Origin of the sequence: Halomicronema hongdechloris C2206 (genome assembly GCF_002075285.3) — a bacterium.
Lineage (GTDB): Bacteria > Cyanobacteriota > Cyanobacteriia > Phormidesmidales > Phormidesmidaceae > Halomicronema_B > Halomicronema_B hongdechloris.
This window is the reverse complement of record NZ_CP021983.2, coordinates 4,128,835-4,142,931: the sequence shown is the minus strand read 5'-3', so window position 1 is coordinate 4,142,931 and position 14,097 is coordinate 4,128,835. Positions and strand designations below refer to the sequence as shown.

The window sequence follows — 14,097 nt, the reverse complement described above, 5'->3', positions numbered from 1 at the left end:
TGGGGGGGTGGGGAGACCAAAACCCTACGGCTACCCAAGCAGCTGACCTGGATGCCAAGATAAATGGACGTTCCCTGATTGAAATTCACCGTGGCGCTATCTGGTTTACCTGGTACGGCATTCATTGACCCCTTCGGCAATAATCGATCTGAGATCGAGAGCCTGGTGCAGCAGGTGACACTTCACATTCTGGACTATCTCACCCAAGCTGCTGGTCATCAGCCATTGCCTGAGGTGAAACAGGGGGTTTCGGCTAGGATCCCGGATCAGCCCACCGAGATGGCGGCTCTGTTGGAGCAGCTGTGGCAGCTCATGGCCCAGGCTATGAACCCAGCTCACCCAGGCTATTTAGGTCATATGGACCCTCTGCCAACGACGGCGTCGGTGCTGGCAGATTGGGTGGCAGCGGCGCTCAACAACAATATGTTGAGTGTGGAGATGTCTCCTGTCTTTTCTCAGCTGGAACCGCAGGTATTGCAGGAACTGGCCCGAGAGTTTGGCTTGCCAGAGTCTGCCGGGGGCAGCTTGGTCAGTGGCGGCTCCCTGGCTAATCTGCAGGCACTGGCGGTGGCCCGTAATGCTAAGCTCGGCAGTCTGCGACGGGGAATTGTGGGTCTAGAAAAGGCGCCGGTGATTTTGGCTTCGGCGGTGGCGCACACTTCCATTCATAAGGCGGCCATGATGCTGGGGTTGGGCACAGAGGCGGTGGTGCCGATATCGGTGAATCAGAATTCGCAACTGCAGCCGCAGCAGTTGTGCGATCGCATCCAGCAGAGCCGAGCCCTGGGCCAGCATCCCTTCGCCATCGTGGCCACGGCGGGCACGACCGTCACCGGCAACATCGACCCTCTCCTGGAGATTGCTGCCATCGCCCGCGAGCAGGGCCTATGGTTCCACGTGGATGCCGCCTACGGCGGCGCCTTGATCTTTTCTCAGCGACAGCGCTGGCGCCTAGCCGGCATCGAGCAGGCCGATTCCATCACCGTCAACCCCCAGAAGTGGCTGTACGTGACTAAGACCTGTGCCTCGGTTCTGTTTCGAGACATGGCGCAGCTGCACCATCACTTTCGGGTAGCTGCCCCCTACATGAACAGCGATGCCGACTGGACCAATTTGGGAGAAATTGCCGTCCAGGGGACCCGCCATGTGGATGTGCTGAAGCTATGGCTATCCCTGCAACATTTGGGACGGCAAGGCTACGACCGTTTGATTGAGGCCAGTTATCGCCTGACTGAACAGGTGCTTCAGGAAATCCATCGCCGCCCCTTTCTGGAACTGGCCAGTCACCCTGAGATGAATATTGTTTGCTTTCGCGGCTGTCCCTCCACCCTGCCCTCAGCTCAGTGGGATACCTGGAACGCTAACCTGCAGACCTATCTGCAAAAGCGCTCCTGGTTTCTCTCTCTGCCGGCCTATCGGGGGCAGCGCTGGCTGAAGCTGGTGCTGCTGAATCCCTATACCGACACCTGCCACATTAGCCAACTATTCCAGGTCATCGATGAGTTTGCTGGCCTGGCCTGATGTCTGAGAGGCGCTATTTCTGCTGCAGAGCACTGGTCACGAGTCATTCCGAGACTACCGATTTCCGACTGTTTGGCCATCAAGGCTGTTTCCTCGCTCCCCTGCCCCCTTGTCCCTAAGGGATTCCTCAGCAAGAATGCCTAAGCTGCCAAGGGCATGGCTAACTCCGCCAACACCGCTTGATAGAACCCTTGCAGTTGCTGGGTGGCGGCTGACCAACCCCATTTTTCTGCCTCGGCCCGGGCATTGTGGCGTAGGGCTTCTCGGTCAGTCTGCCCCGATAGCAACCGACGAGTGGCGATGACGGCTCCTTGCTCATCGACAGGATCGAATAGATAACCGTTGACCCCATCGGTGACGATGTCGGGAATGCCGCCAGAGTCAGCCGCCACCACTGGACAACCGGCAGCCATGGCTTCCAGCAGCACTAACCCCAGAGTTTCGGTACGGGACGGGAAAATGAAGGCATCGGCGGCGGCGTAGGCTGCCGCCAGTTGCTCCCCTTCCAGATAGCCCACGAAGTGGGTCGGCGTGTCTTCAAAATGCTTCTCTAGCTCCGCCCGGTAAGGGCCGTCTCCCACCAGGGCCAGCCGGGCCCCCGGAATGGCCTGCAGCACCGGTTTAATCTGATCGATTTCTTTCTCGGCCGAGAGACGACCAATGTAGAGTAGCAGGGGGGCGTCGGGATGGCCTTGGCTGAGATGCGATCGCATCTCAACGCTAGCCAACGCCGGCCGAAACAGTTCCGTATCCACCCCCCGCTGCCACACCTCGACCCGCTCGATGCCATGATCACTGAGTTCCGACCGCATGGCCGTAGAGGTGCAGAGATTCAGCTGAGCCTGGTTATGCATGGCCTTAATCAACTCCCACATCAGCCCCTCCAACATGCCCAAGCCATAGTGCTCCAGATACTTGGGCAGATGGGTATGGTAAGAAGCCACCAAGGGCAGACGCAGGGTCTTGGCATAATAAATGCCCGCCAGCCCCAACACGGCAGGATTGACCACATGGACTAAATCCGGTTTGAAGTCCTCCAGGGATTCACCAATGGAGGGACGGGGTAAAGCCAGCTTCAACTCGGGATACAGGGGAAAGGGCATGCCCGACACCCCCCGGATCTGAGCCCCCTTATATTCCCTCAGCCCTCCTTCCGGAGAAAACACCATCACCTGATCTCCCAGGCGTTGCAGGTGATCCACCGTGTGTTTGAGCCGCGTCACAATCCCATCGACCTTGGGCAAAAAGGTTTCTGTGAAGAGGGCGATGCGCATAGGAGCTATGGAAAATCAAGGGCCAGAACGTTAACTCAACGCAGAGATGCTACCTAAGGTCAGGCATCAGCCATGGATTCACGACCATGACTCTGATTGCTGTGCCGTTATCTGCGCCACTTCACTCGAGGTAGAATCTGAGCGTGATCGACCCGCTGTTTGTACTTCACCGCGAAGTTCAGCAGGGAATCGAGCAGAGAATCTGACAGATAATGGGGATGCAGCCCCAGATCCAGCAGGTTGGTGTTCTTGGCGTTGAAGTAGTGCTCCTCAGCTTCCACCCGAGGATTGTCCAGGTGATTAATTTCCACCTTCATGCCCATGGCGCTACCGGCCTTCTTCACCATGGCGGCCAGATCGCCGACGCTGAACATTTCCGTAAACTGGTTGAAGACGCGGAATTCTCCTGATTTGGCCGGGTTGGCCACCGCTAACTCGACACACCGGACCGTGTCGCGAATGTCTAAAAATGCTCGGGTTTGGCCGCCTTTGCCATAGACCGTCAGGGGATGATCTACCGCCGCCTGAATGCAGAAGCGATTCAGGGCCGTGCCAAAGACCCCATCGTAATCGAGGCGATTAATCAACACCTCATCCATGCCGGTTTCTTCGGTCAAGACGCCGTACACCACTCCCTGGTTTAGGTCGGTAGCCCGCAGACCCCAAATCTTACAGGCGAAGTGAATATTGTGGGAATCATGCACCTTGCTGAGGTGATAGAAGGAGCCAGGCTGCTTCGGATAGGGCAGCGTATCTTTGCGGCCGTTGTGCTCGATGGTGATATAGCCCTCTTCGATGTCAATATTGGGGGTGCCATACTCGCCCATGGTGCCCAACTTCACTAGGTGACAGTCGGGGAAGTGGTCGCGGATGACATAGAGCAAGTTCAGGGTACCGACCACGTTATTCACCTGGGTCAGCACCGCGTGCTCACGGTCAATCATGGAGAAGGGAGCCGAGCGTTGTTCGCCGAAGTGCACCACCGCCTCTGGTTGGAACTGCCGCATGGCCGATTCCAGGAAAGGATAATCGTTGATGTCGCCAACGAACAGGTCGATGCTCTTGCCCGTGAGATCCGTCCAGCGCTGCAAGCGGGTTTGGATCGGTGCGATAGGAGTTAGGGTCTCGACTTGGAGTTGGGCATCCCAATGCCGCCGGACCAGATTATCCAGGATGCCAACGTCGTGGCCATGATTAGACAGATACAGAGCCGTAGCCCAACCGCAATATCCGTCGCCGCCAATTACTAAGACTCTCATATCACTTCGTCAAACGCTGTGCTGATACTCACTTCATCGCCGATGGCCATAAACCATCAATTAGGCTAAACGCATTCTACAGGTAGAGGGGACAGCACAGGACATCTAATCTAAATCCCCGGCACCAATCAGCCTATCTAACGACAGCCCAACCCTGCTGAGATCTCCCTTGTGCCTGTTAACTAACCCATAACCCGTACCTAACCCAATACCGAGGACTTGTCGTTAATAACATGAGGGCGCGGTGAACACCACGCCCTCATTCAACACTGAACACCTCGCCTTAACCGGCATAGCCGACGATAGAGAGGGCTTATTGGGGCACCCTGCGGTAAGGCACCTGGGTGGCAATGTTGATATTGCCGGTGGTCACCCGCGGGGGAGACACACTGGGGGAAATGCTACGGGCCATACCCAAGAACATGGCTGGATTGCCCTCGGTAACTCGCTTGTCCTGGGGAACAAAGCGCTTGACCTGGGTCTGCCAGACGATTTGGGGGAAGCCCAGCTGATTGCGATAGTAGGCGTCGTATCGGGGAGACTTGATATTGAAGGGCCGTTCACCTTCTTCCCGTCCCGGCAGGATACGACGGCGCTGATAAGGCACTGTGCTGTAGCCAAAGTTATTCAAGTATTCGTCGCTGTCTAGCAGTTCTTCGACGAATCCCTGAATGCCTTTGGTGGCTACCACGATAGACCAGGCGATTTTCTCCCGTTCGCTATAGGGATCGCGCCCCAACACCCGCTGCACACACTGCTCTACGAACCGATAGTTACTGTTCTTTTCGTAAAAGCTGTTGTAGAAGGTTTTGGACAGCAACAGGCCACGAATGAAGTCACGCACCGTCAATTGACCATTCCGGAGTTGGGACTCCAGAACGATCTCACGGTCCCACTTGAAAGCATGGAAGAAGATTTGGCGATAGGCCGCCTCAATCAGATTATCCATGTCAGTGGATGAGAGGACGTCATCCGTGGAAAAGACACGAGGCTTTTCTTCGCCCGGGGCTTCGTACGCAGCAACCCGCTGGTTTTGACTATTTGGGGAATAACTCAACAGTGGAAGAGTCACGTTTGAATCTCCGGAATCTTAGGAAAGTTTACAAACTTTAACCCCAATAATAGGGGAGAGGGTTCCCCTCCACGAAGGCAAGGCGCAAATCCTCACAGAGCTTAACATTCTGGTTTTCCGTCAGAATAGAGAGTGGAGATACCGAGGTACATCCATCATGCGACTATTGCACACCATGCTCAGGGTCGGCAATCTAGAGGAGTCCCTGGCCTTTTACTGCGATGTCTTAGGCATGAAGTTGCTGCGTCAGAAGGACTACCCCGGCGGAAAGTTCACCCTGGCCTTTGTCGGTTACGGGGATGAGGCCGATCACTCGGTACTGGAGCTGACCTACAACTGGGGGGTCGACAGCTATGACCTGGGCGATGGCTATGGTCACATTGCCATCGGGGTAGATGATATCTACGGCACCTGCGATCGCATCAAGGCCCAAGGGGGCAACGTGGTGCGCGAGCCTGGCCCCATGAAGCATGGCAGCACCGTCATTGCCTTCGTGCAAGATCCCACTGGCTATAAAGTAGAGCTGATTCAACTGGGCACCCAGGGGTCGGCCCAATCCTCTCAGGCCAGCGAACCTCAGGCCGTTGGGTAAGAGCTGGGTCCAGCAGCGGAGAGTGCTGATAACGCCTCTGCTGCCCCCAGTAGACGGCGGCGCCAGTGTGACTGCTATGGTGGTGGCGGGGAGCTAGGCTGGTCCCATATAGCTACGCCTGCGCGTTTCGTCAGCGCCATAAACCCCAAGGCGAGTGCCTCGCACTCAGCGAGTCTGACAGAGGCAGCAAAGTCGTGGACACGGCCATTCGAGCGAGCTCACGCCGAGGCCTTCCCGCAGGACAATAGGGGAGCTCACTAACATAACGACCTAACGACCGGTTAACCTTTGCCACGGCACATTAGCCTGTAGCATTGACCAGATAGCGTCAGGACCGATGAACCGAGTCTTCCCATCTGGGAGTTGTCTGACTCGCAGCTGCCTCAAGTGTTAGGGCGGTTGCTATACTGGGGTAATCTTTGTTTACAAAACTACAAAGGCCTATCCCCCTGCCGTTCCGTTGCCCGTCACTGCCGACCTCATGCAGCCGACTGATCCAGACAAGTTCACCACCAAAGCCTGGGATGCCATCGTAGAGGCACAAGCCGTTGCCCGGCGCTATAAGCACCAATATCTGGAGGTGGAACATGTTGCGATCGCATTGCTGGAGCAGGAAGCGGGGCTAGGGCACACCATTCTGAAAAAGGCCAAGCTCGAGCCCGACCTGTTACTGAGCGAGCTAGAGACCTTTGCCCAACGACAGGCTCGGGTGCGCATGGCCACCGACAACAATTTATACCTGGGCCAGAGCCTAGACCGGCTGCTGGACAAGGCCGAAGATGCCCGTCAGAGCCTGCGGGATAAATTTATCTCCATCGAGCACTTACTGCTGGGGTTCGTCGAAGACGATCGCATTGGTCGGCGCCTGCTGCGAGGCTTCGAGGTGGATGCCGCCGCCTTGATGACCGCCATCAAACTGGTGCGGGGCAACCAACAGGTCACCGACCAAAACCCCGAGTCCCATTACCAAGCCCTAGAGAAGTTTGGCCGGGACCTGACGGAACAAGCCCGAGAGGGCAAGCTGGACCCCGTGATTGGCCGCGATGAAGAAATTCGCCGGGTGGTGCAGGTGCTCTCCCGCCGCACTAAGAACAATCCGGTCCTGATCGGGGAACCGGGGGTCGGTAAAACCGCCATCGCCGAGGGTCTGGCCCAACGCATCATCAACGGCGATGTGCCCGAATCTCTCAAGAACCGGCAGTTGATCTCCCTCGATATCGGCGGCTTGATTGCCGGCGCCAAATATCGCGGCGAATTTGAGGATAGGCTGCGATCGGTATTGCGAGAGGTGACTGAGTCCAGCGGCCAAATCGTCCTGTTCATTGACGAACTTCACACCGTCGTCGGCACTGGGGCCAGCCAGGGCACCATGGATGCCGGTAACCTGCTGAAGCCGATGCTGGCCCGGGGGGAACTGCGCTGCATTGGTGCCACCACCCTAGACGAATATCGCAAGCACATCGAAAAAGATGCCGCCCTGGAGCGGCGCTTTCAGCAAGTTTATGTGGATCAGCCCAGTGTCGACGACGCCATCTCCATTCTGCGGGGCCTGAAGGAGCGCTACGAGGTTCACCACGGGGTCCATATCTCCGACAGTGCTCTGGTGGCCGCCGCCACCCTGTCTGATCGCTACATCGCCGATCGCTTTCTCCCCGATAAGGCCATCGATCTGGTGGACGAAGCCGCCGCCAAGCTGAAGATGGAAATCACCTCCAAGCCAGTGGAGTTGGAGACCATCGACCGACGGCTGATGCAGCTGGAGATGGAGAAACTCTCCCTGCAGGCGGAGGGACAATCGGCAGGGCCTGCCTCCCGCTCTGCCCAGGAGCGCCTAGAGCGAATTCAGCAGGAAATCGACCAGCTGGCGGAGAAGCAGCAGACCCTAACCGGCCAGTGGCAAAGCGAGAAACAAACCCTGGAGGCCATCAACACCCTGAAGGAAGAGGAAGACCAGCTGCGGGTACAGATCGAGCAGGCCGAGCGGGCCTACGACCTGAACACGGCGGCGCAACTCAAGTATGGTCGTCTGGAGACGGTGCAGCGGGAACGGGAGGCCAAGGAAGCCCAGTTGCTGGAAATTCAAGCCCGGGGCTCTACTCTGCTACGGGAGCAGGTGAGTGAAGCCGACATTGCCGAAATCGTGGCCAAGTGGACCGGGATTCCGGTCAATCGCCTGCTGGAGTCAGAACGGCAAAAGCTTCTACAGCTAGAAAGTTATTTGCATCAACGGGTGATTGGCCAAGAGGAAGCGGTGGCAGCGGTGGCGGCAGCGATTCGCCGGGCTCGAGCCGGGATGAAGGATCCAGGGCGGCCGATTGGCTCATTTCTGTTTATGGGACCCACGGGGGTGGGCAAGACGGAATTGGCTCGGGCCTTGGCAGAGTGCCTATTTGATACCGAGGCCTCTCTGGTTCGCATCGACATGTCGGAGTACATGGAAAAGCACGCCGTCTCTCGCCTGGTGGGGGCGCCTCCCGGCTATGTGGGCTACGAAGAAGGGGGACAACTCTCGGAGGCGGTACGACGTCATCCCTACTCGGTGGTGTTGCTGGATGAGGTCGAAAAGGCGCACCCCGATGTGTTTAATATCCTGCTGCAGGTGCTAGACGATGGTCGTATCACTGATGGCCAGGGACGTCTGGTCGATTTCAGAAATACGGTGATCGTCATGACCAGCAATATTGGCAGTGACCACATCTTGGATGTGGCTGGCAGTGATGCCCAATACGAAGCCATGCGCAAGCGGGTGATGCAGGCGTTGCGATCGCATTTCCGGCCTGAATTTCTCAACCGAGTCGACGATCTGATTCTGTTCCACGCCCTGGGGCGTCAACAACTACGCCAGATCGTCGCCATCCAAGTGCAGCGGATTCAGCGCCTGTTGGCTGACCAAAAGCTACAGATCGAGCTGTCAGAGTCAGCCCTAGACTACATTGCCGAAGTCGGTTACGACCCTGTTTATGGAGCCCGTCCTCTGAAACGAGCCATCCAAAAGGAGCTGGAAAATCCCATCGCCACGAAGATCCTAGAAAATGCCTTTCCTGCCGGCAGTATCATCCAGGCTGAACGAGCCGATGGTAGTCTGCAGTTTCACTGCACGCCGCCTCCAGACCCTTCTCCGACCCCAGAGCCGTCGACTCAAATACAGTCTCCGGTAAGTTAAGATTTCCCCAAGGAAATATAGGGTGCGCTTACGATCTCGGTCGGCTATGATGAGTGGTCATAGGGGAATCAGTAGCATCGGTGGACACATTGCTGGAAAACAGCCTCTTTGCCTATCGTTCCAGTTTCGTCAGAGATGGAAATCTCAGCTCCTGGCCGTCGCTAATCTGCCACTATGGCTTACGTCCCAGCAGCCCGATCAGAGTTGCCCAGGCCGATGACATTCTCGGAGGCCTTCCTAGACTTTACCGTCGTCATTTGCACCTATAACGGCGCCCAGCGATTACCTGCAGTTTTAGCCTGTTTGCAGCAGCAGGTGACACCAGCCCAGCTGCGGTGGGAAATTCTCATTATCGACAACAACAGTGGTGATCACACCGCCTCCCTGATCCGCAGTTATGAGCACACTTGCCAGGCGCAATGCTCGATCCGCTACAGTTTCGAGCCCCAGCAAGGGGCCTCCTTCGCCCGTCAGCGAGCCATCCGTCTGGCCCACAGTGAACTCATTGGCTTTCTCGATGACGATAACCTACCCGATCCTAATTGGGTGGCAGCGGCCTACGACTTTGGCCAGCAACATCCCCAAGCGGGGGCCTATGGCAGTCAAATCTATGGCCAGTTCGAGGCTCCGCCGCCTCAAAACTTTGCCCGTATCCGCTCTTTTTTTGCCCTCACCCAGCGCGGCCCTACCCCACATCGCTATGAACGGCGGCAACGAGTATTGCCGCCAGGGGCCGGATTGGTGGTGCGTAAACAGGCGTGGTTAGAGACAGTCCCTGCCCGGTGCATTCTTTCAGGCCCCACCCCGACTCAGCGATTAGCCGGAGAAGATTTAGAGGCCGTTTCTTACATTCAGCTGTCTGACTGGGAGATTTGGTATAACCCTGCCATGACCCTACGGCATGCCATCCCAGCCGAGCGGTTGCAACGCCATTACCTGCTGCCCTTCTTTCGGGGCATTGGCCTCAGCCGTTACGTCACTCGCATGTTGAGTGTCTACCCCTGGCAACGGCCCTTGATTCTACCCTGTTACCTACTCAGCGATACCCTGAAGGTCCTATGGCATCTATTGCGTTATCGCCATCGTATTGATGAGGATCTGGTGGCAGCCTGCGAGCTGCAACTGTTTCTGTGGAGCTTAATCAGTCCATTTTACCTGGGGCAACGTTTCATCTGTCTTCGCATTTTCCCTGGGCATCCTTATCGTTCCGGGACACCTTGATCAGAGGATATTTGGAAAGTACCCGGCAACCTTGCTCCAGACTGGATTCTGGCCAACAGAGCCATACGCTCTAAAACGCTTGCCCTGCAGGGCTTTCAGCCGAGTTTTCAAATGGCCTCTCAGGGGCTGGCGAGAGCATTTCTCTTGGATGTGGGCATTCTGAGAAGGAATCGCAACCGCTGCCATTGCCATGAAAGTATTAGCCTGGCCTGCCTTCAAAACCCGCTATAAAAACCCCTATCCCTGGTTACTGTATACGTCTATGGTGCAATCAGGGGTGACGGTGGAGGAACTCTCTCCCCGCCGCTTACTCACTGGGCGCTATGACATCATTCACATCCACTGGCCGGTGGAAACCATCGTGCGTCACCCCCGGTGGTCCATGGCTCTATTGCGGATGCTACTATTCATGGGCCTATTGCACTGGGCTCGTTGGCGAGAAGCCCAGGTGGTTTGGACCATCCACGATGAACAACCCCATGTGCTCCTACACCCTGGCCTGGCCCATTGGTGTCAGTCTCTGCTAGTCCATCGAGTCGATGCCACCATTACCCTCTGCCAGGTAAGCCAGCAGCGCTTACCGGCACAACTGCCTGAGTTGGCCGACAAACCTAGTTTTGTGATTCCCCATGGTCACTATCGTCAAGTCTATGCCAATCAGATCTCGAAGACGGCGGCGAAGGACCAGTTGGGGATTCCCGACAGCCATCCCACCCTGCTGTTCTTGGGCTATATCAGCCCCTATAAAAATGTGCCGCAATTGATCACCACCTTTCGCCAAATTCAACAACCGGACATCGCCTTGGTGGTGGCGGGGCATCCCGATGATGAGCCGTTAAGAACTGCCATTGAGCAGGCGGCAGGCGATGATGGGCGAGTGCGGTTACACCTGCGTTTCATTGCCGACGATGGCCTCCAGGTATTTTTTCAGGCTGCCGATTTAGTGGTATTACCCTTCCAGGCGATTCTCAATTCCGGCAGTGTACTTTTGGCCCTTTCGTTTGATCGTCCCGTGTTAGTCCCCCACTTAGGGGCCATGCCGGAGTGGCAACAGCAACTGGGAACCACCTGGGTGGAAACCTATGAGGGCCCCCTGACGGCCGAGCGGCTAGAGGCGGCCCTCATGGCCCAAACCAACGCTGAGCGGCCGCGGCAGGCTCCCCTGGATTGGCTGGATTGGTCGGTGATTGGCGACAAAACCCTAGATGTCTATCGGCAATTGTGCCGCTCCTAGAATTCCGCTGCAGCAATTATGCTTCTATGATGATTAGGGCAAACGATTAGGGTAAACAGGCGGCTCTGTCGGGCGGCGTCTAGCCTGCGTTCTGGATCCCGCGGAAGATGGTCAATCAGCCGTTGTAGATCGCGTCGCATCGGCAAAGCGTGATAGACCTCGATAAGACTACGCTTAATTGGGTAGCTCAGAGTGCTCGCCCGAGGGGAACGAGATCCCCTCGGACTCCGACGACCGGGGCGAACCGCTTGTGGTGAGCTTGTCGAACCACCGCCCTGGACCTGCGGAAGGGGACGTCGATTAGCAGCGCTAGATCGCGTCGCATCGGCAGGGACGCGATGGACCTTTCTGACTTCTGCCTTTTGCCTTTATCCTTTCCTCGTGGGTCCTTCCCTGGCCACTCATAACGTCCCTCGCTTAAGTAAGGAGATCTCTTGAAACAAAATTACCCACTTTATGGGCTGTTACCCAAGGGCGCAGGGCCTGCGCCCCTACTCAAGGTATTTTCTTTCCCAGAATTTTCCTAAAACGACCCACGCTACCCATCCACTCTTCACTCTTCACTCTTCACTCTCCGCTCTCCGCTCTCCGCTCTCCGCTCTCCCCCTCTCCCCACCTCCCCCTCTCCCTATCTCCCCCTCAGGGTGGGGAAACCGAACCTGCTTTGTGAGCAATTGCCGCTTGTAAGCAGGATGCGATCGCACCACAATAAGCACTTAAGACCATTTGGCACTGTAGCGGTGGAGTAGCCATGACCACGATTCTAGAGCAGGGAAACATTAATATTCATACTGAGAATATTTTCCCGATTATCAAGAAATGGCTGTATTCAGATCATGAAATCTTCTTACGGGAACTCGTCTCCAATGCCGTAGACGCCATTCAAAAGCTATCCATGGTGGCTCGGGCTGGAGATTTTTCTGGAGACATTACCAACCCAGAGATTGAAATCACCCTCGACAAAGACAAAGGTACTCTCAGCGTCTGCGACACTGGCATCGGCATGACCGCTGATGAAATCAAAAAATATATCAATCAAGTGGCCTTCTCCAGTGCTGAAGAATTTATCAGCAAGTACAAAGATAATGCCGATCAGCCCATCATCGGTCACTTCGGCCTCGGATTTTACTCCTCATTTATGGTGGCCAGTCGGGTTGAAATCGATAGCCTCTCCTACCAAGAAGGAGCAACGGCTGTGCACTGGTCCTGTGACGGTACCACCCAGTTTGAGCTCTCTGACTCCGACCGCAGCCAGCATGGCACCACCATCACCCTCACTCTGATGGAGGATGAGAAAGAGTACCTAGAGCCAGCCCGGATTCGCCAGTTAATCAAGACCTATTGCGACTTCATGCCGGTGCCCATCAAGCTGGATGGAGAGGTGGTTAACCAGCACGAGGCCCTGTGGAAGAAATCGCCTAGCAGCCTCAGCGACGACGACTATCTAGAGTTCTATCGCTACCTCTATCCCTTCCAGGAAGATCCACTGCTGTGGGTTCACCTGAACACAGACTATCCCTTCGTCGTCAACGGCATTCTTTACTTTCCCAAGCTGCAGCCAGACATCGATGTCACTAAGAGTCACATCAAACTGTTCTGCAACCAGGTATTTGTCACCGACAACTGCGAAGAAGTGATTCCCCGCTTCCTGATGCCGCTGCGGGGAGTCATCGACAGCAGCGATATTCCATTGAATGTCTCCCGCAGTTTCCTGCAGAATGACCGCACCGTGCGCCGCATCGCCGACTACATTGCCCGCAAAGTTGCCGATAGTCTGAAGCAACTCTATAGAAGCGATCGCAAACAGTATGTGCGCAGCTGGCAAGACCTGGGCACCTTCGTCAAGTTTGGCTCCCTCAACGACGAGAAATTCAAGCAACAGGTCGAAGACATCCTCATCTTCCGCACCACCGCTAACCTCAGCCAGGCTCAGGGCGACTCGGCCAAGGTCGAAGTTGAATCCGGCGGCGATGATGTCTGGCAAGAGGTTTCCGCCAATGAAGAGAGTGCCACCGACCAGCGGGGCTACCACTACACCACCCTGAAGGAATACCTAGAGCGCAACAAAGACCGCCACGAAAACCGGGTCTTTTATGCTACCGATGAGGTCTCCCAGGCTACCTACATCGAACTCCACAAGAGCCAGGGCTTAGAAGTCCTATTCATGGACTCCTTCATCGACACCCACTTCGTATCATTCCTGGAGCGAGAATACTCCGACATCAAGTTCTCTCGGGTAGACGCCGACCTGGATGACACCCTAGTGGATCGGGAGCAAGATAGCGAGATCGTCGACCCCACCACTAATAAGACCCGCGCCGATCAAATCAAAGAGCTGTTCGAGCAAGCCCTCAACAAACCCAAGGTCAACATCAAGCCCCAAGCTCTCAAGGGAGATGCGACAGCTCCTCCAGCCATGGTGCTGCTACCAGAGGCCACCCGCCGCATGCAGGAAATGAGCGCCCTGATTCAACAGAAAGCCATTGAGTTCCCGGAAGAACACGTGTTGATGGTGAATACGGCCCATCCTCTGATTCAGAATCTACTCAACCTTAGTCAGGGCAGCATCATTCAAACTGGCGGCGGCAGTTCTCCCTCCGCTGAGTTGGCGCAGCTAATTTGCCAGCAGGTCTATGACCTGGCTCTGATGGCCCAGAAAGGCTTCGATGCTGAAGGCATGACCACCTTCGTCGACCGCTCTAATCAACTCCTCACCCAACTCACCGAGAAGGTGTAATCCCCTTCCAAAAACTTGGGCATC

The 14,097-nt window shown here is 56.1% G+C and carries 9 protein-coding genes; 6 read left to right on the top strand and 3 right to left on the bottom strand.

Going from position 1 to position 14,097, the window contains the following annotated elements:
- Positions 1-90 precede the first annotated feature (90 nt).
- Complete coding sequence (locus XM38_RS18745; RefSeq protein ID WP_080808230.1) at positions 91-1,521, top strand: pyridoxal phosphate-dependent decarboxylase family protein; 1,431 nt, start codon at positions 91-93, stop codon at positions 1,519-1,521.
- Between the two features lie 140 nt (positions 1,522-1,661).
- Here XM38_RS18745 and XM38_RS18740 read toward each other — a convergent pair whose 3' ends face one another.
- From XM38_RS18740 to XM38_RS18730, 3 genes are all read right to left on the bottom strand, one after another.
- Positions 1,662-2,795, bottom strand: a complete 1,134-nt coding sequence (locus tag XM38_RS18740; protein WP_080808227.1) for a glycosyltransferase family 4 protein — start codon at positions 2,793-2,795, stop codon at positions 1,662-1,664.
- Positions 2,796-2,902: 107 nt separating this feature from the next.
- Complete coding sequence (locus XM38_RS18735) at positions 2,903-4,054, bottom strand: NAD-dependent epimerase/dehydratase family protein (protein ID WP_080808224.1); 1,152 nt, start codon at positions 4,052-4,054, stop codon at positions 2,903-2,905.
- Between the two features lie 313 nt (positions 4,055-4,367).
- Positions 4,368-5,126 carry a phycobilisome rod-core linker polypeptide gene (locus XM38_RS18730; protein WP_080808221.1) on the bottom strand — a complete coding sequence of 253 codons (759 nt, stop codon included), beginning with the start codon at positions 5,124-5,126 and terminating at the stop codon, positions 4,368-4,370.
- A 157-nt stretch (positions 5,127-5,283) separates the two neighbouring features.
- Here XM38_RS18730 and gloA point away from each other — a divergent pair, with 157 nt between their 5' ends.
- The 5 genes from gloA (at position 5,284) to htpG (ending at position 14,073) form a co-directional block, all read left to right on the top strand.
- On the top strand, positions 5,284-5,718 hold the full coding sequence (gloA, locus tag XM38_RS18725) for a lactoylglutathione lyase (protein WP_080808218.1): 435 nt from the start codon (positions 5,284-5,286) through the stop codon (positions 5,716-5,718).
- Positions 5,719-6,199: 481 nt separating this feature from the next.
- On the top strand, positions 6,200-8,881 hold the full coding sequence (clpB, locus tag XM38_RS18720; protein ID WP_080808215.1) for an ATP-dependent chaperone ClpB: 2,682 nt from the start codon (positions 6,200-6,202) through the stop codon (positions 8,879-8,881).
- A gap of 216 nt (positions 8,882-9,097) precedes the next feature.
- A complete protein-coding gene (hpsE, locus tag XM38_RS18715; protein WP_080808439.1) occupies positions 9,098-10,102 on the top strand; it encodes a hormogonium polysaccharide biosynthesis glycosyltransferase HpsE in 1,005 nt (334 codons plus the stop codon).
- A gap of 190 nt (positions 10,103-10,292) precedes the next feature.
- Positions 10,293-11,336 carry a glycosyltransferase gene (locus XM38_RS18710; RefSeq protein WP_080808209.1) on the top strand — a complete coding sequence of 348 codons (1,044 nt, stop codon included), beginning with the start codon at positions 10,293-10,295 and terminating at the stop codon, positions 11,334-11,336.
- Positions 11,337-12,087: 751 nt separating this feature from the next.
- Positions 12,088-14,073 (top strand): molecular chaperone HtpG, encoded by a 1,986-nt coding sequence (gene htpG / locus XM38_RS18705; RefSeq protein WP_080808206.1) that lies wholly within the window; start codon positions 12,088-12,090, stop codon positions 14,071-14,073.
- Positions 14,074-14,097 lie beyond the last annotated feature (24 nt).